Source organism: Marinobacter sp. M5B, from assembly GCF_042604615.1.
Lineage (GTDB): Bacteria > Pseudomonadota > Gammaproteobacteria > Pseudomonadales > Oleiphilaceae > Marinobacter > Marinobacter salarius.
The window spans coordinates 3533399-3554250 of the sequence record NZ_CP156894.1 but is presented as its reverse complement, the minus strand read 5'-3'; the positions used below and the strand labels follow the sequence as shown (position 1 = coordinate 3554250).

The 20852-nt window shown below is 54.9% G+C and carries 20 protein-coding genes; 10 read left to right on the top strand and 10 right to left on the bottom strand.

The features are described 5' to 3' along the window. The first annotated feature begins 57 nt into the window (after nt 1-57). The 6 genes from AAGD24_RS16135 to AAGD24_RS16110 all read left to right on the top strand — a co-directional run bounded on the left by AAGD24_RS16135 (nt 58) and on the right by AAGD24_RS16110 (nt 4643). Entirely contained in the window at nt 58-864 is an 807-nt protein-coding gene (locus AAGD24_RS16135) for an AraC family transcriptional regulator (protein WP_085679281.1), read from the top strand. Between the two features lie 238 nt (nt 865-1102). Continuing rightward, nucleotides 1103-1270: a hypothetical protein gene (locus tag AAGD24_RS16130; protein ID WP_197025691.1), complete on the top strand. Its 168-nt coding sequence runs from the start codon at nt 1103-1105 to the stop codon at nt 1268-1270. Between the two features lie 78 nt (nt 1271-1348). After that, nucleotides 1349-2854 (top strand): radical SAM/SPASM domain-containing protein, encoded by a 1506-nt coding sequence (locus AAGD24_RS16125; protein WP_085679284.1) that lies wholly within the window; start codon nt 1349-1351, stop codon nt 2852-2854. Between the two features lie 2 nt (nt 2855-2856). Beyond that, nucleotides 2857-3594, top strand: coding sequence for a 2OG-Fe dioxygenase family protein (locus AAGD24_RS16120; protein ID WP_085679287.1), 738 nt, complete (start codon nt 2857-2859; stop codon nt 3592-3594). 120 nt (nt 3595-3714) lie between these two features. Continuing rightward, entirely contained in the window at nt 3715-4332 is a 618-nt protein-coding gene (locus tag AAGD24_RS16115) for an AzlC family ABC transporter permease (RefSeq protein WP_264754877.1), read from the top strand. After that, nucleotides 4329-4643 carry a hypothetical protein gene (locus AAGD24_RS16110; RefSeq protein ID WP_085679293.1) on the top strand — a complete coding sequence of 105 codons (315 nt, stop codon included), beginning with the start codon at nt 4329-4331 and terminating at the stop codon, nt 4641-4643. The genes AAGD24_RS16115 and AAGD24_RS16110 overlap by 4 nt, the downstream gene beginning before the upstream one ends. 152 nt (nt 4644-4795) lie before the next feature. Here AAGD24_RS16110 and AAGD24_RS16105 read toward each other — a convergent pair whose 3' ends face one another. Next, a complete protein-coding gene (locus AAGD24_RS16105; RefSeq protein WP_227517867.1) occupies nt 4796-5347 on the bottom strand; it encodes a DUF6933 domain-containing protein in 552 nt (183 codons plus the stop codon). Between the two features lie 313 nt (nt 5348-5660). On the opposite strand from AAGD24_RS16105, the gene AAGD24_RS16100 reads away from it, so the two are divergent. Then, nucleotides 5661-6350: a HipA family kinase gene (locus tag AAGD24_RS16100; protein WP_051947004.1), complete on the top strand. Its 690-nt coding sequence runs from the start codon at nt 5661-5663 to the stop codon at nt 6348-6350. Next, nucleotides 6347-7201, top strand: a complete 855-nt coding sequence (locus AAGD24_RS16095; protein ID WP_036208974.1) for a DUF3037 domain-containing protein — start codon at nt 6347-6349, stop codon at nt 7199-7201. The genes AAGD24_RS16100 and AAGD24_RS16095 overlap by 4 nt, the downstream gene beginning before the upstream one ends. 137 nt (nt 7202-7338) lie before the next feature. Here AAGD24_RS16095 and AAGD24_RS16090 read toward each other — a convergent pair whose 3' ends face one another. From AAGD24_RS16090 to AAGD24_RS16050, 9 genes are all read right to left on the bottom strand, one after another. Next, nucleotides 7339-8697 (bottom strand): restriction endonuclease subunit S, encoded by a 1359-nt coding sequence (locus AAGD24_RS16090; RefSeq protein WP_051947006.1) that lies wholly within the window; start codon nt 8695-8697, stop codon nt 7339-7341. Beyond that, nucleotides 8687-10258, bottom strand: coding sequence for a class I SAM-dependent DNA methyltransferase (locus tag AAGD24_RS16085; RefSeq protein ID WP_197061335.1), 1572 nt, complete (start codon nt 10256-10258; stop codon nt 8687-8689). Before AAGD24_RS16085 ends, AAGD24_RS16090 begins: the two co-directional genes overlap by 11 nt. 141 nt (nt 10259-10399) lie before the next feature. Beyond that, nucleotides 10400-11146: an amino acid ABC transporter ATP-binding protein gene (locus AAGD24_RS16080; RefSeq protein WP_136633557.1), complete on the bottom strand. Its 747-nt coding sequence runs from the start codon at nt 11144-11146 to the stop codon at nt 10400-10402. 13 nt (nt 11147-11159) lie between these two features. Continuing rightward, nucleotides 11160-11831 (bottom strand): amino acid ABC transporter permease, encoded by a 672-nt coding sequence (locus AAGD24_RS16075; RefSeq protein WP_041334074.1) that lies wholly within the window; start codon nt 11829-11831, stop codon nt 11160-11162. 69 nt (nt 11832-11900) lie between these two features. Next, nucleotides 11901-12659 (bottom strand): transporter substrate-binding domain-containing protein, encoded by a 759-nt coding sequence (locus tag AAGD24_RS16070; RefSeq protein ID WP_075194435.1) that lies wholly within the window; start codon nt 12657-12659, stop codon nt 11901-11903. A gap of 227 nt (nt 12660-12886) precedes the next feature. Next, nucleotides 12887-13756 carry a methylenetetrahydrofolate reductase [NAD(P)H] gene (metF, locus tag AAGD24_RS16065; RefSeq protein WP_379865685.1) on the bottom strand — a complete coding sequence of 290 codons (870 nt, stop codon included), beginning with the start codon at nt 13754-13756 and terminating at the stop codon, nt 12887-12889. A gap of 12 nt (nt 13757-13768) precedes the next feature. Next, complete coding sequence (gene ahcY, locus AAGD24_RS16060; RefSeq protein ID WP_379865683.1) at nt 13769-15163, bottom strand: adenosylhomocysteinase; 1395 nt, start codon at nt 15161-15163, stop codon at nt 13769-13771. 57 nt (nt 15164-15220) lie between these two features. Continuing rightward, nucleotides 15221-16411 (bottom strand): methionine adenosyltransferase, encoded by a 1191-nt coding sequence (gene metK, locus AAGD24_RS16055; protein ID WP_085679302.1) that lies wholly within the window; start codon nt 16409-16411, stop codon nt 15221-15223. Between the two features lie 148 nt (nt 16412-16559). Further along, nucleotides 16560-17561 carry a metalloregulator ArsR/SmtB family transcription factor gene (locus AAGD24_RS16050; RefSeq protein ID WP_036208990.1) on the bottom strand — a complete coding sequence of 334 codons (1002 nt, stop codon included), beginning with the start codon at nt 17559-17561 and terminating at the stop codon, nt 16560-16562. Between the two features lie 245 nt (nt 17562-17806). Here AAGD24_RS16050 and tkt point away from each other — a divergent pair, with 245 nt between their 5' ends. Together tkt and gap are read left to right on the top strand one after the other, a co-directional pair. Beyond that, complete coding sequence (tkt, locus tag AAGD24_RS16045) at nt 17807-19807, top strand: transketolase (RefSeq protein ID WP_379865681.1); 2001 nt, start codon at nt 17807-17809, stop codon at nt 19805-19807. Continuing rightward, a complete protein-coding gene (gene gap, locus AAGD24_RS16040; protein ID WP_379865679.1) occupies nt 19807-20835 on the top strand; it encodes a type I glyceraldehyde-3-phosphate dehydrogenase in 1029 nt (342 codons plus the stop codon). Before tkt ends, gap begins: the two co-directional genes overlap by 1 nt. Nucleotides 20836-20852: the final 17 nt, after the last annotated feature.

Below are 20852 nucleotides of genomic sequence, written 5' to 3'. Positions count from 1 at the left end.
TGGTGCACGGCAAACGGTTTAGCGCGAATAGCGCAGTTACAGACAAGGACGTCAGATATGTCATCACAAACCCGAAGCGGCGATTGGGTAAAACGCGGTAGGAAATCAGCCTCGCTGGATCGCCTCGAAGCCTATTTCACTGGCAATGGTTATACCCCACATCGCCACGACACTTATGCCATCGGCCATACACTCTCCGGCGTCCACAATTTCCGATATCGCGGAAGCCTGCGTAATAGTCTTCCGGGCGGAACGATTGCCATCTATCCCGACGAGTTGCACGACGGAGAGGCGGGTACGGATGAAGGCTTCCGATACAGAATAATGTACGTTGAACCGGCCTTGCTTCAGGAGGTACTGGGCGGCAGGCCATTACCTTATATTCCTGGTGGTCTTTCTGAGGATCCCCGTTTAATGGCGGCATCCAGAGCGCTTCTTCAGGACATGGATCAGCCCTTGGATCACCTGGAAGAGGCAGACTCAATATATGACCTGGCGCAAGCGTTGGCTGCAGCCGCCGGTAATCCAACGAAGCGCAAGAAGCTGGACGTTCTCGCTGCTCAACGGGCTCGAGAGTTTATGCATGCCTCTTTAGATGCAATGATCACAATGGATGAACTCGAGGCTGTTACTGGCCGAGATCGATGGGGGCTTTCCAGGGATTTTCGCAACCTTTTTGGTACAAGTCCCTATCGCTACCTAACGATGCGCAGGCTCGATAGAGCTCGCGAATTGATGCAGGGTGGTTCATCGCTTGCAGAGGTTGCCGTTATAGTCGGCTTCAGTGACCAGAGTCATTTTACCAACCACTTCACAAGGGCCTACGGTATAACCCCAGCCCGATGGCTCAGAATGCTTCGCTAAACCTACGCGCAATTCTGTGACCCTCTCCTCGTTTTGAAGTCCCTTTCCTGCACGATCTTTCAAGATCGTGGTGCTCACTCACCTCTATGCTGCTATTCAAATAGCCGGATGCCTTTAACTGTCTAAAAACTGCATATTTTGGGCCTGGCACAAGGATTTGTGCTCTATCAGAGCGCAAATAAGAGCACGGAGATAACTCTGTGCTTGGTGCAAATCCATAAAGAAAAGGAAAGTAACTATGAACCAGAATATTTCAACTATCGGTGGAACTGTCGGCGGCACTGTTGGAGGAACAGTGGGTGGCACAGTTGGTGGAACGGTAGGAGGCACCGTTGGTGGAACTGTTGGCGGAACAGTTGGGGCTTCCCTTGGTTCAACCAAGTTGAAAACAAAATTGACCAAGTAATCCCCATTGGTATTCGAGGTAGCGTATGTGAGTGCGCTACCTCGCCATTTAAGAGCTAGAAATTGGTTAGGTGTTGATATGGCTGATAGTCGCTACGTGCTTTCAAGTGATCTGATCTTAAACGAGGTAGGCGATCGCTTTGCTGCATATCACCGGCAGCTAGGTGGGTTATGCTTTTTGGATGGCAACAGTAAAGGTCTACTGGAAAGCTTTTCAACTCCAAAATATTTACCGAATGACGTCATGGATGTGGAAGCACGTGACCGTTCTGAGGAGTTGATACAGCAATTAATTGCACGCCGGTTGATTGTGAGTAAAGAGGAAGAGGCTGAATCTAAAGAGGATGTATGGCCTGCCGTTGAAAAGAAAATAAACGTGATCCAGTTGATACTCGCTAATGCATGCAATTTTGGCTGCACCTACTGTTTTGAAGGCGTCCAGGGAAAGGAGCTCTCCGCAGAGGATGATTTTAATAGAGTCGACGAATCGAGAATAATCGCGAGGGAAGGCATAAAGGTTAATATTGAAGATTCGATTTATGCTTCCAAAGAGCGCTTTGAACATCAGTATGATCCCAAGAATCGTGCCATGAAGCCTGAAGATGGCGTTTCCTATGTTGAATCTTCATTGGCTGTGGCAAGAGCTGCAGGTGTAAAAGAGGTCATGGTCCAGTTTTTTGGTGGCGAGCCCCTATTGAACTGGAGAACCGTAAAGGCTGTTCTTCAACACTTTGGCAATGGCGAAAATCACGACATAATTATAAATTACTCTACGGTTACCAATGGATCCTTAATAACAAAAGAGGTTTCCGAAACGTTCTCTAAATATAATGTGGCTGTTTGTGTGAGTTTCGATTCTCCAACAAGCCCGAACCGTCCTCTTAAAAACGGAGACGACAGTACACCGGTTGTCATGGACGGGTTCAAGATGTTGAGAAAATACAACAACCGTGTAGCTATAAATTCGGCCTTGACCTCAGACACATGGAATGACTTTAACGAATCAATCGTAGATCTGGCCGTTGATGTTGGGGCGCGTGAAATTGGAGTTGTTGTAGACTTTGATCCCACATTCTATTCCGAGTTCGGTACACAAAATATCGTAGATCGCCTGTGGCGGGTAGTTGAGTACGGAAGATCTCGTGGCGTCGTTCTTACAGGATATTGGCATCAGATCTTCCAGGTGATGCTGGGGTTTGATGTGGTTGCTGACAGAGGATTCAAAAACTGCTCAGCAAAGGGTGCCCAATTTAGCATTGAGCCCAATGGATCCGTTTTTTCGTGTAAGGCGGGTTCCACTCTTCTAGGCAATATATCCGATGAAGAGCGAATTCTGGACTCGGAAGAGTATCTTAGCCACGCGCGGTTGCGGCGTAACAACCCTGAGTTTTGTAAAGGCTGTGAAATTGAAGGATTCTGTGGCGGGCTTTGTTTAGGGCCTCTGGAGAAGAAGTATGATGCGGTTGATGTGGTTGAACCTGCTGCCTGTGAGTTTTATAGAGGTATCACCAGGAAACACATCGAGTCATTGAAGCCGCATGAGATTGCTACTTTTGATCTTGAAGAAAGGGCAGGGGAGGCCTAAACATGAATATGTCATTAACCAAGACTGACTTAAAGACTGCTAATGAGCAGTATATTGAAAACGGATTTTGTGTTGTGAAAACGCCTGCTCTGTCTCATGAGATTATTGCTTCCTTCGACGAACTTCCTAGAGACTGTCACAGCAAAGCGCGGTTGAGGAAAATAAGGTTATCTCAATATTTCGGATATTTTGAGGACAATGAGTGGATATTCGGGCTGCTTCCTAAAAGGCGGTATATTCAGTCGCCGGAATATATAAAGTTAAAAGAAGCAGGTGGGGTTCTTAGATACAGGGAGCAATTAACTATTGATCCTTCGTCACTGATGTCTTGCATTATGCAGGAGCTGCCCGTCGATAAGGGGGATATCTTCCATCTGAATGTTAATCAGATTCGCGTCATTGCCAATGAGGAGTACCGTGGAGTTACGGTGCCTGAGGGGCCTCATAGAGATGGCCATCAGTTTAGCATTATTGGTGTTGCCGCTAGGGAGAACGTGGTCGGGGGTGAGACGCAGGTAATCGATCCCAATACGGGAAATGTTGTATTCAGGTATGAATTAAAGGAAAACGAAGCCATTATTATTGATGATGAACGATATGTTCATTACGCGACGAATATTGAACCTGAAGAGGGTAGCACCGGCTATCGGGATATCTGGGTTATCGAAATCAATAAATGGGAAAATCGAGCTTATGGACCAGTTCATGAGAAAAGGGCAAGGGGCCTAGAGCTATGCTAAAGAAGTATAGGTTGGGTGGAAAGCGTGAGTGCTAGCTTCGAGGACGCGGAAGGAGCGCTGACAACTCCCAGTGTTCTATCTCGAGTCTTGCCACCAGCGCTGGCAGTGGCCCCCGTGAGCATGCTGTTCGGTTTTATAGCCTCTCAGGCTGACTGGACTATTCTAGAAGTGTTTCTTGTAAGCGTGCTGGGTTTTTCAGGGAGTGGGCAGTTTGCGGTTCTGCCGCTCTCCCAGTCCGGCTCGGGATTCCTTACCATGCTCTTTGTGACCGCTTCGATAAACAGCCGCTATTTCCCAATTGCTTACGTATCATCTGGTCGCCTACCGCGAAGGAAAGTGGGCCGATACCTAGCGGCTCATATGCTGGGAGACGAAGCCTATGCAACCGAAAGTCCATCTGACGGCCCGCAGACTATTTTCCTGATCCGGAGCGTCATCTTTATTACATGGGTTCTGTCAGCGTTGGTGGGTGCGGCCCTGGGGCAATCACTTCAACTCCCTTGGCTTGGGGATAATGTCAATCTCGGGTTTTCAGCCAGCGCAGTATTGGTCTTCCTTTCGGTGAGCCAGCTCAGATTGCGGGTTTTTGTCGATGATGGGTTTACGGTATCTAGGGTAGGTGCCGTCATCCTCTGTCTGGCTGTTGCTTTAGCATTGATATATTCGCTGGGACCGGTCTATTTTTGGGTGCCAGGTATCATCGTGACGTCAATTCTGCTCGCGAGGGCCAGGCTATGAATAACGCTGCATTGCTGGCCGTTCTCGCGCTGTTTGTGACCAGTTTGATCGTTAGAGTTTTACCCGTGTTGCTGCGGTTCGAACTTGCCGCACCTTGGAAGGTCTATGTGGAGCAGGTGGTTCCGTCAGCGGTATTCATCAACTTCATTGTTTATATTTTCTACAGCGAATTGGCCCGAGAGCCTCTCGCCGCGACAATTTCTCTGGCCCTCGTAGCGACTGTTGCCCTGCTGACGTCAATGGGGCTGTTGATTTCAGCGTTGGTTGCTGCTGGCAGTTACTACTCGCTTGTCTATTTCATGTCATTTTGAGGACGACTAGCCTTGCTTAAACTAAATAGGCAAAGGCTCTGGCGTAATACCTCGCTGACTCGGTCAATGTCAGAGGGCCTGGAAGGGACGCTGCTTGAACTGCTCAAGAACTATGTCGACAGAAAGTTTGTCACGAAAGGAAAATCTGTGGTCTAGCATTGTTTCAACAACTCCAGCATCGCCCGTTTTGGCCAGATACAACCCTTGACTCCCTTCACAGTACAAGGCCGTTCGGCTAAAAAGGCACCTGTGCTGTATGGCGCCAGATCGCTAATCGAGAGGTTGTCGTACCAGATCTGATGCTCCAGATCCTGCTTCATCTGGTTCATGGTGGCCTGCACTGAGCGGTCGCATTCCGAGTCGCAAACCAGTTGCGAGAGTATACTTCCGGCAGTGTTCATTTGCGTCTCATTGGCACCGGATTTAATGAGAGTGTTCATCAGAGCGTCCTGAAACCACCAGTCCAGCTCCGCTAAGTCCGGTTTCGTGAGGCAAGTTGCCAGCACCGGAAAACGAGTGGTGCCATGAACGAACAGCACACAGTTGCGGCGCTGAATAGTGAGCAGGTTGGCGTGCCAGCCACTCAGCGGGCTCTCAGCTTCATCATTAGCTGCTTGCGGGAGCAATGCCTTTCTCTTTATCCGACCGGACGAATCCAGCGGCAGCTTTGCCAAAAGTTTCTTTGTGCAGTGGAGTTGGATCATAGGTTTCTGGCTTCGCACTCGTCTGACGTCTCACCACCGCCAACTTCGATTTGTGATGAAATGGTAAAAGATCTACGTTTCATGCGGTTAAGTGTCCCGGGGTGTCGCTATACGATTAGTGATGAAATACACTTGCCTGAATACCTGCGCTGTTACAAGAAGAGAATATGGGATACGGTTGAATCGTTCCACCGTGACCTTCAGTAAGATGTACCCGAGTAATCGTTGAGTAAAAGGGAATTTCATACCTGTGCCGAGTTTGTCTCCCCATGAAGTCGAGATCGTCGAGGTGTTGCGCCGCTCGGAACACGGTATGACTCTGCCGTTCATCTGCAGAGGCAACGATGGAGAGATTTATTTCGTCAAAGGCAGCGGGGCGGGCAGGCAGAGTCAGATCAACGAATGGATATCTGGCAACCTCGCTCTGGCCATGGGAATTCCCGTAGCTCCATTCAGCCTTGTTGATGTTCCCGAAGAGTTAGCCGAAGTGTTATCGGCAGAAGATGCGCTTGCGCTGGGCCGGGGCCCAGCATTTGGGTCGGTGGAACAGAGGATAACGGAGTTGGCTTTCTCCCAGATTCCTGACGTCCCGCCTGAAATGCGTGGCTCTCTCCTCGTTTTCGATTGGTGGATATCCAACGTCGACCGTCAATTGACGAGAAACGGCGGAAACGCCAATCTGTTCTGGGATGCGGAAGCTCAGCGCCTTGTGGTCATCGACCACAACCAGGCGTTCGACCCGGATTTCGATCCAGATCATTTTTTCCGGTATCACGCCTTTAAGGACAGCGTGCCACTTGTGTTCGATGACTTGGTTGAGCGTCAGCACTATACTGATCGGATGGAACAGGCTTTGAAGGGGTGGGACAGCATCATACAGGCCATTCCCGAGGAGTGGTTTTACATAGACCCCGAGATGACGATGAAACTAGACTTTGATCCGGGTTCATTCCTGACACACTTGCAGCGTTTTCGTAGCGACAACTTTTGGAACCAGAAATGACCAGGATAGCGTGCCAATACGCCATCGTGCGGTTTATGCCTTATATCGAGACGGGCGAGTTCGCCAACGTCGGTATTTTGCTGTGGGCACCCAAAACCCGCTACCTGGGCTTTAAACTGCTTCGGAGAAAACATGCCCGTATAACCCAGTTTTTTGAAGAGCTGGACCGGGGGTTGTACCTCAAAACGATGGCGAACCTGGATGCAGAGTTGTGCAGAGTGCAGGGCATGCTGAAAGACCAGATCGGCGAGTTTGGTGACAACGACCGGGAGTATGGATTTCATAAAGGCCTGTTTCAGGAACTGATCCGACCCCGCGAAACCATTGTGCGTTTCAGCGAGCAGCGGGCAGTGCTGGCGGAGAATCCAGAGCAAGCACTGACTGAGCTCTACGAACACTATGTCGGCAGGAACTTCGTCACCCCGGAATATCAGGAGACCATTCTCGAGAGGGGCATCAAAAAACTTCTGGAACAGCGGGATCTGGCAAAGCGTTTTACCAAGCGTCGGATTGAAGATCAGCTTTACCGAGTCACCTTCCCCTTCGTTGAACAAAAAGACAACGAGGCCATCCGGGTGATTAAACCCTTGTTCCTGGGGCAGAACGAATCCACCGCTATCATCGAGCATGGCGGCAAGTGGAAGCTCAGAGTGGATCAGCTCCGCGAGCGCAATCTGCTGAAAGGCCCCGTGCTATTTCCGGTGAAAGGCCCGGAGCCTGGGCAGATTAATGACGTCCGTGTGGAAGCGTTCGAAGAAACCCTTGCTAACCTGGCGGGCGATGGTATCCAGATAACTCTGCACACTGAAAAAGACAGAATTCTCGAGTTTGCCGGGTTGCACGCCCATTAGCGATATCGGGCTCGTCGGCGGGTATGATTGCGCCTACCGACTGCCCTCCTGATGAACTTGTAAGTAATCCTTACAGGTTGCACTTCGAACGGGGGGCCGTCCTTGCCGGTGCTACAGAGCATGAGCCTGCAGACAGGCTAGATGATCTCCTCCACTTGTTTCTCCGCTTCTGGAATTCGAAGTTCGCCGGAGAGGAGTTTGGGGAGGAGGGTGTCTCGGAGCAATCCAAGAGACCGAGACTCGTTAGCCAGAGTCGTCATTTTCACAAACCAGGCTTCGCAGTTATCTCGATACAGATCCAGAATATCGGGCACTTTCGGGGTGCAGATGAAGTAAGTGTCAAAGCAAGAGTTTTGGACTCGCTGTCGTCCTGAAGAACCTACCATGTTGGATATACAGTGCTGGCGGAACGCTTCTTGTCTCGCTAGCGCGGCTACGAAAGAGGTGCCAATTGCGTTTTTCGGTCGCATTACAATAAATTCTGTCGAGCCGAAGCCGGGTTCACCGTCTGATAGGAAGTTGACTACTCCAGTCTTTCCATTTTCCAAACATGGCGTGATCCGGGCGAGCAGCACATCCCCGCGTTCAAACTTTGCACCGCCTGCATACTCTTTTTCAGAAATTTCCCCGACACAGTAGCCTGATGTTGGCAGGGCTTTCATGTCTACGTGCTTCGCCTTTTGTCCCTTCTTTATCGTGACTTTGGGGTTGATCTCGATTGCTTCGCTCAGGGGAGTCACTTTCCAGCCCTCCGGAACCCACCCCATTTCCTCCGTCAACACAAACCGGTCCGGGAACTGCTGGCGGATTTGGTCGGGCAGGGGCTTGCGCCGGTCGCCGAGGGCAGCTCTGGCGTCGGCGCGGGCTTGCAGGGCTTCGGGGATGGGGTTGCCGGCGGCCAGGGCGTTGTCGATCACCGGGTCGAAGTCCACGAACCAGCTTTTGAAAAGGGCCTGGGCCATGGATTCAAGGGTGGTGTTGATTTGGGCATTTATGCCCACTTTTTCGTCAAAAAGCCGAATTAAACGAGCGATTTCTTTTTGCTCGTCCTTTGGCGGAACAGGCAAAAGTAGTTTATCGAAAGTAGATCGAGATAAGCTTGGATTGGAGGTTCCATCCTTTAAATGGTTGAGTCCAATATACTTGACTAGATAGAAGAAATACCGCTGATCAAGATTACTTGAATTTATGTCAACATAGTAAGCTGTATCAATAACCCAGAAAGGAGTTTCACACCATTCGACTCCCAGAGGGCCCTGACCCTTCCGCCCCAGAATTATGCCGGGGCCCTCTTGAAGAGCTTCGTTATGCCAGCCGCACTGACCATTAGTTCCGTAAACAGCAACTGAGCCAGATTCTCTCTCGCTCGCCTTAAGTGCCTTTCCGTACCTTAAGGTCACCAGCTTTGACGCTTGAATTAAGGGCCAGCGCCAGTTGTTTTCTCTTTTGAATCCGCGAGGGTATAAACCTTCGGCTAAAAGTTCGTCAATGGCCATAACCCAGCCCCTCCAAATTCTCCCGAATCACCGCATCCAGCTTCTCCCCCTCAGCCATCTGCCGATACAGCGTCTGGCTCAACTCCGCCATCTTCACCTCAAACGGCACACCATCGTCTTCAATCTCAGCCGCACCCACGTAACGGCCGGGGGTGAGCACATAATCATTGGCCTTGATGTCGTCGAGGGTGACGGCTTTGCAGAAGCCGGGTACGTCTTCGTACTCACCATCCTTCGCCTCACCCCGCCAGGCGTGGTAAGTGCGGGCGATGTGGGCGATGTCGTCGGGGGTGAGTTCCTTGTGCACGCGGCTGATCATGCTGCCCATGTTACGGGCGTCGATGAACAGGGTTTCGCCTTCCCGGTTGCGGTGGTTGCTGTCGTTGTGGCCGGGGATGGTCTGGGCCTTTTTGTTTTTGGTGACGAACCACAGGCACACCGGAATCTGGGTGGTGTAGAACAGCTGGCCGGGCAGGGCGATCATGCAGTCCACCAGGTCGTTCTCGACCATTTTCTGGCGGATGGCGCCTTCGCCCTTGGTGTTGGTGGACATGGAGCCGTTGGCCATCACGAACCCGGCAGTGCCGTGTTCGGACAGCTTGGCGATCATGTGCAGTATCCAGGCGTAGTTGGCGTTGCCGGTGGGGGGAACCTCGTAGCCGGCCCAGCGGGGGTCGTCGGTGAGCTCATCCGGGGCGCGCCACTGGTCCATGTTAAAGGGTGGGTTGGCCATGATGAAGTCCGCCTTCAGGTCCGGGTGCTGGTCCTTGAAGAAGCTGTCAGCCGGTACATCCCCCAGGTTGCCGGCAATGCCCCGAATGGCCAGGTTCATCTTGGCCAGCTTGTAGGTGGTGGCGGTGTACTCCTGCCCGTAGATGGAGATGTCTTTCTGGTTGCCCTGGTGGCTTTCCACGAACTTGATGGACTGCACGAACATGCCGCCGGAGCCGCAACAGGGGTCGTAAATCTTGCCCTGGAAGGGCTCGATCATCTCGGCCAGCAGGTTGACCACGCACTTGGGGGTGTAGAACTCTCCGCCGCCCTTGCCTTCTGTGGCGGCGAACTTGCCGAGGAAGTATTCGTACACCCGGCCGACCACATCCTGCTCACGATCTTCGACGGTGTCGATGTTGTCGATAGAGTCAATCAGCGCCGCCAGCTTGCTCACATCAATGCCGAGGCGCGAGAAGTAGTTATCCGGCAGGGCGCCGCGCAGGGACTTGTTGGTTTTTTCGATGGTCGACAGTGCGGTATCGATCTTCAGGGCGATGTCGTCCTGCTTGGCATGCTTGCGGATAAAGCTCCAGCGGGCTTCCGATGGCAGGTAGAACACGTTTTTCATGGCGTAGAACTCCACCATGTCCACGTAATCGCCTTGGCCTTCATCAACCAGCGCTTTTTTGCGCTCCTCGAACTTGTCGCTGACAAATTTCAGGAAGATCAGGCTGAGTACCACGTGCTTGTACTCGGAGGATTCCACCGTGCCGCGCAGTTTGTCGGCGGTGTCCCAGAGGGTCTGCTCGAAGCTTTTGGTGGTTTTTTTGCTTGATGCTTTTGCCATGGAAATTACTACATCCTGTGCCGGCGGTGAAATTGAAGGTTGCCGGATGGTTGGTCTGTTTGGAGGGCATTGTTGCCGTTTGGCGGTAGGCATTCAAGAAAAAAGCCCCCGGGATTGGGGGCTCTGTTGGGCAAGCTCAGTTCAGTGCGCCAACACCCGGCTCAGGAACGCCTGGGTGCGTTCGTTCTGCGGGTTGTCGAACACATCCGCCGGTTTGCCTTCCTCGACAATCTGGCCCTCGTGGATGTAGATCACGCGGTCGGCCACTTCCCGGGCGAAGCCCATTTCGTGGGTGACCACCATCATGGTCATACCTTCCTTGGCCAACTCTCGCATCACGTCCAGCACTTCGCCGATCATTTCCGGGTCCAGCGCGGAGGTGGGTTCGTCGAACAGCATCAGCCGGGGTTCCATGGCCAGTGCGCGGGCAATGGCTACGCGCTGCTGCTGGCCGCCCGAGAGCTGGCTGGGAAACTTGTCAGCCTGGCTGCCGATACCGACGCGGTTCAACAGTCTCTCCGCCGTGGCGTTGGCGACAGTTTCGGGGGCATCCTTGACCTTTCGGGGCGCGAGCATGATGTTCTTTTTCACCGTCAGGTGCGGGAACAGGTTGAACTGCTGGAACACCATGCCGACTTCCTTGCGGATTTCAGCCAGGGCTTTCGGGTTTCCACTCTTTGGGGCAAGCTCGTTACCGTCCACCACCAGCTTGCCGGACTCGAACTCTTCCAGGCCGTTAACGCAGCGGATGAGGGTGGATTTTCCGGAGCCACTGGCGCCGATAACCACCACCACTTCGCCGGCTTCAACGGTCAGTTCAATTTCCTTGAGGACATGCAGGGTACCGAAGTACTTGTTCATGCCCTGCATTTGCACGATCTGTGTCATGGGTACCTATCCTTCAGACAGAAGCCAGTCCGCGCCGCTCTATCAGGCGGAGCACGAGTGAGAGGGAGAGGGTAATCGCGAGGTACATGATCGCCACCACGAAGTAGACCTCGAAGGCAGTAAAGGTGTTGGCGATGTACACCTGGCCCTGGCGAACCAGCTCGCCCACACCGATGACCGAGAACAGTGATGTGTCCTTGATGCTCACGATCGCCTGATTGCCCAAGGGCGGAATCATGCGGCGGAAGGCCTGGGGCCAGATAATCGACCAGAAGGTCTGGGAGCGCGACAGGCCCAGGGAAAGGCCGGCTTCGGTCTGGCCCTTGTCGATGGATTGCACGCCGCCCCGGACCACTTCGGAAATATAGGCGCCGGAGTTCAGGGCAATGGCGGCGATACCGGCGGTCAGCGGGTCAATCGGGCCGCCAACAAGGTCGGGCAGACCGTAAAAGATAAACAGCACCTGCACGAGAATGGGGGTGCCGCGGAAAATTTCGATGTACGCGGTTGCGGGCCAGCGAAAAAACCATTTTTTGTTGATGCTCAACAGGCCGAAAATAATGCCCAGCACAAAACCAATGGCAAGGCCGCCAAAAGAAATAAGCAGGGTATAGGGAATACCTTTGAGCAAATAAGGAACGGCGTTGATGGCTGCCTGCCAGTCAAACTGAAACTGGAATTCCACAGTGGATGTCTCCGTTGGATGGGGAGTTACCAGCCGGGGTGTTGTACACCCCGGCTGTGGTTTTCAGTTTTACATGTCTTCCGGCATGGGGCCGAACCACTTCTCGTAGATTTTCTTGTAGGTGCCGTCTTCCTTGATGGAAGCCAGGGCTTCGTTAACGTCATCCACCCACTCACTGCCGTTTTTCAGGGCGATGCCGTACTGCTGGCCTTCGTACAGCTTGCCAACGGTTTTAACTTTGCCTTCACCACGGGTGCTGGCGAAGTAGCCAACGTTAGGCGCATCGTAGAACACAGCGTCAACGGCGCCTGACATAAGCGCCATGTACATGTCTGAACTGCCTGGGTAGGGCGTTACGCCGTCATTTTCGTCCAGCGTTTTCATCAGGTAGTCGTAGCTGGTGCTGCCGATCTTGGTGCCGATCTTCACACCTTCGAGGTCTGAAATTTCCTCGACTTTTCCATTGTCCTGGCGCACCAGGATGCGCAGGCCGGAGTCGTAATACGGATCGGAGAAATCAACGATTTCTTCACGCTCTTCGGTGATGGTGATCCCGGCAATGGCGATGTCCACGTTGCCCGTCTGCAGGGCAGGGATGATGCCGTTAAAGTCCATGGTGTTCAGGTCGATCTCAAAGCCGGCACGGTCTGCCACTTCGCGGATGATCTCCATGTCGAAACCGATCATCTCGCCGGTTTCCTGATCCATCATCTCGAACGGCACGAAGCTGGGGTCGGTGACGACGCGCAGGGTCTCTGCGCTGGCAGTGCCTGCGGCAACGGTAAGTGCCAGTGTTGCGCCAACCGTCTTAAGCCATTTGGTGCTCATACAATCTCCTGTTTTTACTTTTGTTGCCCGTGCACCCGGTGGAGTGCTCCAGAAATGCGGGCTGATCAAGCCTGTTCTTTCCGGGGGCGGTTTGTGGAACTGCAACCCTTACACTTTAGACCATCAGGCGGAGAAATGCAGAAAATCAAATGGTTGGAGGGGAGCCCTCTCCCGTGGAGGGAGAGGGTTTGGGGAGCGTTGGGGAGAGTTGGGGAGAGCAGCGAATCTTAAAACGCAATCTTCTCCCGCTCACCAATTCCCAGGTTTTTCCAGATACTCTGGCTCGGTTCCGCCTGGTTCAGGGTATAGAAGTGAAGCCCGGGCGCCCCGGCGACAAGCAGTTTCGCGCACATTTCGGTGACCACTTCCTCACCAAACTTGCGGATGCTGTCGCTGTCGTCGCCGTAGGCTTCCAGCTGCTTGCGGATCCAGCGGGGGATCTCCGCGCCGCACATGTCCGAGAAGCGGGTCAGGTTGGAGAAGTTGACGATGGGCATAATGCCCGGCACCACCGGAATGGTGACGCCCATCTTCTCCAGACGGTCGATGAAGTAGAAGTAGCTGTCCGCGTTGAAGAAGTACTGGGTGATGGCGCTGTTGGCGCCTGCTTCCACCTTGCGGGCGAAGTTCTTCAGGTCGTCTTCCGCGGTGCGGGCCTGGGGGTGGAACTCCGGGTAGGCCGCTACTTCAATATTGAAGGTATCGCCGCTGTACTCGCGGATAAAGCTGACCAGCTCATTGGCGTACCGCAGTTCACCGGCGGCGCCCATGCCTGACGGCATGTCGCCACGCAGGGCGACTATACGGTTGATGCCGTTGTCGCGGTAGACATCCAGCAGTTCCGCAATGCTGTCGCGGGTGGCGCCCACGCAGGACAGATGCGGTGCGGTGGACACGCCCCGTTTGTGAAGGTCCAGCACCGTCTGCACGGTGCGGTCCCGGGTGGAGCCGCCGGCACCGAAGGTGACCGAGAAGAAATCCGGGTCAACCTCGGCCAGCGTATTGCGCACGCCCTGCAGCTTTTCCCAGCCCTTGTCGGTCTTGGGCGGGAAAAACTCAAAGCTGAAGCGGCGTTTGAACTGTTTCTGGGTTTCCATGCTGCTACCTGATCAGTACTTGTAACTTTCCGGCTTGTACGGGCCTTCGACCGGTACCCCAATATACTTCGCCTGCTCAGGCGTCATCCTGGTGATCACGCCACCAAAGCCTTCCACCATGGCGCGGGCCACTTCCTCGTCCAGATGCTTGGGCAGAACCTGAACATAGATACCCTTTTCGCGGGCCTCTTCGGGAAGGTCGGCGAACTTGCGCTCGAACAGGTACATCTGCGCCAGCACCTGGTTGGCGAAGGAACCGTCCATGATCCGTGACGGGTGACCGGTGGCGTTACCCAGGTTCACCAGGCGGCCTTCGGACAGCAGGATCAGATGGTCGTTGGCGGCCTTATCGCGATACACCACGTGCACCTGCGGTTTGACCTCATCCCACTCCCAGTTCTTGCGCATGTAGGCGGTGTCGATTTCGTTGTCGAAGTGGCCGATGTTGCACACTACGGCGCCGCTCTTGATCGCCTTGAGCATGTTGGTATCACACACGTTCATGTTGCCGGTGGTGGTGACCAGCAGGTCGGTGTTCTGCAGCAGCGCCTTGTCCACGCCGGCTTCGGTGCCGGTGTTAACGCCATCCAAGTATGGCGACACCACTTCGAAACCGTCCATGCAGGCCTGCATGGCGCAGATCGGGTCGGCTTCGGTCACCTTCACGATCATGCCTTCCTGACGCAGGGACGCAGCAGAACCCTTGCCCACATCGCCGTAGCCGATGACCAGCGCTTTCTTGCCGGAAAGCAGATGGTCGGTGGCGCGCTTGATGGCGTCGTTCAGGCTGTGGCGGCAGCCGTACTTGTTGTCGTTCTTGGACTTGGTCACTGCGTCGTTGACGTTGATGGCCGGCACTTTCAACTTGCCGTCCCGCAGCATTTCCTGCAGGCGGTGTACACCGGTGGTGGTTTCCTCGGTGACACCGTGGCAGTTAGCCAGAATCTCCGGATACTTTTCATGGAGCAGGGCCGTCAGGTCGCCGCCGTCGTCCAGAATCATGTTGGGTTCCCAGCCCTCTACGTCGGCGCCAACGGTGCGTTCGAGGCACCAGTCGTATTCTTCGTCGGTCTCACCTTTCCAGGCGAAAACAGGGACACCACTCTCGGCAATAGCGGCGGCTGCCTGATCCTGGGTCGAGAAGATGTTGCACGATGACCAGCGCACTGTGGCGCCAAGTTCAACCAGTGTTTCGATCAGCACGGCGGTCTGGATGGTCATGTGAATGCAGCCCATGATGTTGGCGCCTTTCAGCGGCTGCTCGGTTTTGTATTTCTCACGCAGGGCCATCAGCGCAGGCATTTCGCCTTCGGCGATGTTGATTTCCTTACGGCCCCAGCCCGCGAGAGAGATATCGCGAACTTTGTAATCATCGAATTGCTTCAGTTTTTCTGCCGGAGTGCTCATGGTGTTCTCCCGTCGTATAAATAGTGGTGATGGTCGTGTGTACGACCGGTCTTCAAATCAAATACCAGCGGCATCCTTCAACAGGTCAGCCCGATCTGTCTTCTCCCATGGGAAGGCAGTAAACGTCTTGCCGCCAACCGTCATCTCCACCGGCTCACGCCCGAAGTGGCCGTAGGCCGCGGTGGCCCGATACATCGGGTGTAGCAGGTCCAGCATGTTGGTAATTGCATACGGGCGCAGGTCGAAGTGCTCGCGGACCAGCTTGATGATCTTGTCGTCGCTGATCTTCCCGGTGCCGAAGGTATTCAGGGAGATGGATGTTGGCTGCGCCACGCCGATGGCGTAGGACACCTGGATCTCGCATTTCTCAGCCAGGCCAGCAGCGACAATATTCTTGGCCACGTAACGGCCGGCATAGGCCGCGGAGCGGTCCACCTTGGAGGGGTCCTTGCCGGAGAAGGCGCCGCCGCCGTGACGGGCCATGCCGCCGTAGGTGTCGACAATGATCTTGCGACCGGTCAGGCCGCAGTCGCCCACAGGGCCGCCGATCACGAACTTGCCAGTCGGGTTGATGTGGAACTGGGTATCCTTGTGCAGCAACTCCGCCGGCAGAGCGTGCTTGACGATCAGTTCCATGACGGCTTCTTTCAGATCTGCCTGGGACACGTCTTCGTCGTGCTGGGTGGACAGAACAATGGCGTCGATGCCGGTGACCTTGCCGTTTTCATAGCGGCAGGTGACCTGGCTTTTCGCATCGGGGCGCAGCCATGGCAGCAAGCCGCTCTTGCGGGCTTCGGCCTGGCGTTGTACCAGACGGTGGGAGAAAGTGATCGGGGCCGGCATCAGCACGTCGGTTTCGTTGCTGGCGTAGCCGAACATCAGGCCCTGGTCGCCGGCGCCCTGGTCTTCCGGCTTCTGGCGGTCAACGCCTTGGGCAATGTCCACGGACTGCTTGCCGATGATGTTGATAATGCCGCAGGTGTCACCGTCGTAGCCCACGGTAGAGGAGGTGTAGCCGATGTCCTTGATCACGCCGCGCACCAGGTCTTCCAGATCCACCCAGGCGCTGGTGGTGATTTCACCACCGACGATAGCGACCCCGGTCTTTACCATGGTTTCGCACGCAACCCGGGCATGGGGGTCATCAACCAGAATGGCGTCGAGGACGGCATCGGAAATCTGGTCAGCCAATTTATCAGGGTGGCCTTCAGAGACCGATTCGGAGGTAAAGACGCTGTAATCAGACATAGGGTTGCTCCTCTGTGAGCGTTGCAAATTCGGGCCGGCAATGGATTTTTGATTGAAGCCGGCAGTTGTGATGTTGGTATCGTAAATCAGTTTTCAGAGTCTGCATATTTCTATATCAAAAAAAATTGATACAGTTTCTATTTCTGTCCTATGTGGACTCTGCGGTTTTCCAGAATTCTCTCACCTGCACCTGGAAGCCGTTTCTCAGCCCGATGAACAGCGACTCACCAGCAACCAGGCCTGCATCGGTGGCCCAACTGGTAAGCTCTTCCGGTTCAAAGCCCAGCCACAGATCGCCGCAGGCTTCCTTCGCCCAATCCTGGTCATGGCTGCACAGATCGCTGACGAACAGGCAACCTCCGGTGTTCATCAATGCCGAGGCATCGAGAAAAATGTCCGCGGGGCTGGGTACGTGGTGTAGGACCATGTTGGCCACCACCAGATCAAAATCGTCACCACGAGCCAAAAGGTTGTCGGTGACACCTTCAATGAGATCGACATTGTTCAGACGTTCTTCGATGCAGGTACGGGTGGCCTTGGCCAGCATGTCGCGGGAGTTATCCAGTGCCACCACGTGCCTGCAGATCTTCGAGAGCACCGGCAGGAATGCACCTTCACCGGGACCGATTTCCAGGGCCGTTTTCCAGTCATGACGCTCGGAACGATTACGAATCAGGTTCGCCACCGGTTCGGCGTAGAGGTCAAACGCGGCAATGAGTTCCTGTTGCTCCCGGAATTTTTCGGCGTAACGGGAAAAGAAGGCCTGGGACTGGTCCGCGCGCTGATTGCGGATGGCTTCGATCTTTTCCTGCAGATGCTCAGGCAGCGGAATACGGTCCACGCTCTGGAAAACCTGGCGGATGGTCTGGTCCGTCAGCTTGTCGCTTTCGAGGTTCAGGGGGCGCCGGTAGAAAATGGCGTTGCCTTCCCGCTGGGGTTCCAGCAGTCCTGCCTTGTGCATCACCTTCAAATGATGACTCATGCCCGACTGGCGCATCTCGAAGAGCTGGCTCAGCTCCAGTACACCGAAGGTGTCCCGACGCAACACCCGTAGAATCTCCAGGCGCAACGGGTCACCGCTCGCTTTGAAGATCGGTGCCAGGGCGTCCACGGAGGACAGGTCAGTTGCAGGTGTGGTCATGGATGTCATGGGAAAGAAGTGTAGGCATGTCTTTCCGGGCAATCAACATCTATATCAAAATAAATTGATATAGATTTAGATCTGTTTGAAAAATCAGATAAAATTTCTGTGCAGAAATTCCGGCGTTGAAAACATCCGTAAAACTTGCATAAAAAGAGTGTCGCCGATTTGCCCCGGTGGTCACTAATCGGCGAAAATACGCGCCTTCTTTTTAACCGTTCACCTTTTGCCGACCAAAAACTGGAGAAACGTCAATGCCGTCTCGCACAGATCTCGCCAACGCCATTCGCGCGCTGAGCATGGATGCGGTTCAGAAAGCCAAATCCGGCCACCCGGGCGCGCCCATGGGTATGGCGGACATCGCCGAGGTCCTCTGGAACGATTTCCTTAGCCACAACCCGGCCAACCCCCAGTGGGCTAACCGTGACCGGTTTGTGCTGTCCAACGGCCATGGCTCCATGCTGCAGTATTCCCTTCTGCACCTGAGCGGCTATGACGTCTCCATCGACGACATCAAGAACTTCCGTCAACTGCACTCCAAAACCCCGGGCCACCCTGAGTACGGTTATACACCGGGCGTTGAAACCACCACGGGGCCGCTCGGGCAGGGCATTGCCAATGCGGTCGGCTTTGCGCTGGCGGAGAAAACCCTGGCGGAGCAGTTCAACCGCCCTGGCCACAATGTTATTGATCACTACACCTACGCCTTCCTGGGCGATGGCTGCCTGATGGAAGGCATCTCCCACGAGGTGTCTTCCCTGGCCGGCACATTGGGCCTTGGGAAGCTGATCATGTTCTACGACGACAATGGCATCTCCATCGACGGTGAAGTGGACGGCTGGTTTACCGACGACACGCCCAGGCGTTTCGAAGCTTATGGCTGGCAGGTCATTCCCGAGGTTGATGGCCATAACCCGGAGGCCGTTCGCGCTGCGATTGAGGCCGGCCGGGCGAACACAACTCAGCCCACACTGATTTGCTGCAAGACCATCATTGGTTTTGGTTCCCCCAACAAGCAAGGCACCGAAGCCTGTCACGGCGCTGCGCTGGGTGAGGACGAAATTGCACTGACCCGCGAGAAGCTGGGTTGGAACCACGGTGCTTTCGAGATCCCGTCGGAAGTATACGGTGCCTGGGATGCCCGTGATAAAGGCGCCGCCGCACAGACCGAGTGGGAGCAGGCATTTGCCGCCTACGAAAAGGCGGAACCGGAACTGGCCGCTGAGCTCAAGCGTCGTATGGCCGGAGAACTGCCGGCGGACTTCTCCGAGAAGGCCCAGGCGTATATTCAAGAGTGCCAGGACAAAGGCGAAACTGTTGCCAGCCGCAAGGCGTCCCAGAACACCCTGAACGCCTATGGCCCGATGCTGCCGGAATTGCTGGGTGGCTCTGCCGACCTGGCAGGCTCCAACCTCACTATCTGGAATGGCAGCAAGCCACTGACCAAAGAAGACGCCAGCGGTAACTACGTTTACTACGGTGTTCGCGAATTCGGCATGGCAGCCATTATGAACGGCGTCGCCCTGCATGGCGGCTTCGTACCTTACGGCGCTACCTTCCTGATCTTTATGGAGTACTGCCGTAACGCCGTGCGCATGGCCGCGTTGATGAAACAGCGCACCATCTATGTGTTCACCCACGACTCCATTGGTCTGGGCGAAGATGGTCCTACGCATCAGCCCATCGAGCAGTTGGCGAGCCTGCGCACCACGCCTAATATGAGCACCTGGCGCCCGGCGGATGCCGTTGAGTCAGCGGTCGCCTGGAAAGCTGCCCTGGAGCGTGTCGATGGCCCGACTGCGCTGGTCTTCTCCCGTCAGGGACTGCCGCACCAGCAGCGTGATGCCGAGCAACTGGCCAACATCGCCAAGGGTGGCTACATCCTGTCAGACAGCGAGGGCACGCCGGACCTGATCCTCATCGCCACTGGTGGTGAAGTGGGGCTGGCTCAGGACGCAGCCGAAGCGCTGCGCCAGAAGGGTAACAAAGTTCGCGTGGTGTCCATGCCATCCACCGACACCTTCGACGCCCAGAGCGCCGCGTATAAGCAGGAAGTGCTGCCGCTCGAAGTGACCAACCGGGTCGCCGTCGAGGCCGCTATTGAAGATTACTGGTACAAGTACGTTGGCCTGGACGGCCGCGTGGTGGGCATGAGCACCTTCGGCGAGTCAGCGCCTGCTGGTGAGCTGTTCAAGGAATTCGGCTTTACGGTGGACAACATCATCGCCGTGGCCGGGGAGCTGCTGGAAGCCTGATGAGCACCGCTGCACCGTATCGCATCGCCATCAATGGATACGGCCGTATCGGCCAGTGCGTCTTGCGTGCACTCTACGAGAATCGTTTTCGCGATCACCTTCAGGTGGTCGCGATTAACGAGCTGGCGGACATCGATACCATTGCCCATCTCACCCGCTACGATTCCACCCATGGTCGATTCCAGGGTGAGATAAACGTTGAGGGCGATTCCCTGCTGGTAAACGGGGACCGTATTCGCGTCGTCCGTTGCGCCGAAGCATCGGAGCTGCCCTGGGACGAGCTGGGCATTGATCTGGTGCTGGAGTGCTCCGGTGCTTTCACCGACCGTGCGACGGCCGAGCAACACCTGAAGGCTGGTGCTGAACGCCTGCTGTTCTCACAACCGGCGGAATCCGATGTGGATCGCACCATTGTTTATGGCGTGAATCAGGACCAACTGGCCGAGTCTGACCGTATCGTGGCTGCTGCCTCCTGCACCACCAATTGCCTGGTACCGGTTATCCAGGTACTTGATGACGCATTGGGGGTGGAGCACGGCACGACAACCACTATTCATGCGGCCATGAATGACCAGCCGGTGATCGACGCCTACCACCATCAGGACCTGCGCCGAACCCGCAGCGCCCTGCACAACATTGTTCCAGTCGACACAGGCCTTGCGAAGGGCATTGAGCGCTTGCTGCCTCACATGGAAGGCAAGTTCAGCTCGGTGGCCATGCGGGTGCCCACCATGAACGTGTCGGCAATCGACATGGTGGTGAATGTCAGAGAAAACACCTCGGTGGAGGCGGTGAACAACTTACTAAAAAACGCCGCCCATGGCCCGCTGAAACACATTCTGGGCTACACCGATGAGCTTCTGGCCAGCTCCGATTTTAATCACGACGCCCACTCCGGCATCGTCGACGGAGGCCAGACGCGCGTAACCGGCGGCACCATGGTGAAGGTGCTGTGCTGGTTTGATAACGAGTGGGGGTTCGCAAATCGGATGCTGGACGTCAGCAAACACTGGCTCTCCAGCCACTGACACATTTTTTGATCAGG

Bases quoted from the DNA above. Each gene is read 5' to 3' on its own strand.
- AAGD24_RS16135 (WP_085679281.1), top strand. From the start codon at position 58: ATGTCATCACAAACCCGAAGCGGCGATTGGGTAAAACGCGGTAGGAAA.
- AAGD24_RS16130 (WP_197025691.1), top strand. From the start codon at position 1,103: ATGAACCAGAATATTTCAACTATCGGTGGAACTGTCGGCGGCACTGTT.
- AAGD24_RS16125 (WP_085679284.1), top strand. From the start codon at position 1,349: ATGGCTGATAGTCGCTACGTGCTTTCAAGTGATCTGATCTTAAACGAG.
- AAGD24_RS16120 (WP_085679287.1), top strand. From the start codon at position 2,857: ATGAATATGTCATTAACCAAGACTGACTTAAAGACTGCTAATGAGCAG.
- AAGD24_RS16115 (WP_264754877.1), top strand. From the start codon at position 3,715: ATGCTGTTCGGTTTTATAGCCTCTCAGGCTGACTGGACTATTCTAGAA.
- AAGD24_RS16110 (WP_085679293.1), top strand. From the start codon at position 4,329: ATGAATAACGCTGCATTGCTGGCCGTTCTCGCGCTGTTTGTGACCAGT.
- AAGD24_RS16105 (WP_227517867.1), bottom strand. From the start codon at position 5,347: ATGATCCAACTCCACTGCACAAAGAAACTTTTGGCAAAGCTGCCGCTG.
- AAGD24_RS16100 (WP_051947004.1), top strand. From the start codon at position 5,661: ATGACTCTGCCGTTCATCTGCAGAGGCAACGATGGAGAGATTTATTTC.
- AAGD24_RS16095 (WP_036208974.1), top strand. From the start codon at position 6,347: ATGACCAGGATAGCGTGCCAATACGCCATCGTGCGGTTTATGCCTTAT.
- AAGD24_RS16090 (WP_051947006.1), bottom strand. From the start codon at position 8,697: ATGGCCATTGACGAACTTTTAGCCGAAGGTTTATACCCTCGCGGATTC.
- AAGD24_RS16085 (WP_197061335.1), bottom strand. From the start codon at position 10,258: ATGGCAAAAGCATCAAGCAAAAAAACCACCAAAAGCTTCGAGCAGACC.
- AAGD24_RS16080 (WP_136633557.1), bottom strand. From the start codon at position 11,146: ATGACACAGATCGTGCAAATGCAGGGCATGAACAAGTACTTCGGTACC.
- AAGD24_RS16070 (WP_075194435.1), bottom strand. From the start codon at position 12,659: ATGAGCACCAAATGGCTTAAGACGGTTGGCGCAACACTGGCACTTACC.
- metF (WP_379865685.1), bottom strand. From the start codon at position 13,756: ATGGAAACCCAGAAACAGTTCAAACGCCGCTTCAGCTTTGAGTTTTTC.
- ahcY (WP_379865683.1), bottom strand. From the start codon at position 15,163: ATGAGCACTCCGGCAGAAAAACTGAAGCAATTCGATGATTACAAAGTT.
- metK (WP_085679302.1), bottom strand. From the start codon at position 16,411: ATGTCTGATTACAGCGTCTTTACCTCCGAATCGGTCTCTGAAGGCCAC.
- AAGD24_RS16050 (WP_036208990.1), bottom strand. From the start codon at position 17,561: ATGACATCCATGACCACACCTGCAACTGACCTGTCCTCCGTGGACGCC.
- tkt (WP_379865681.1), top strand. From the start codon at position 17,807: ATGCCGTCTCGCACAGATCTCGCCAACGCCATTCGCGCGCTGAGCATG.
- gap (WP_379865679.1), top strand. From the start codon at position 19,807: ATGAGCACCGCTGCACCGTATCGCATCGCCATCAATGGATACGGCCGT.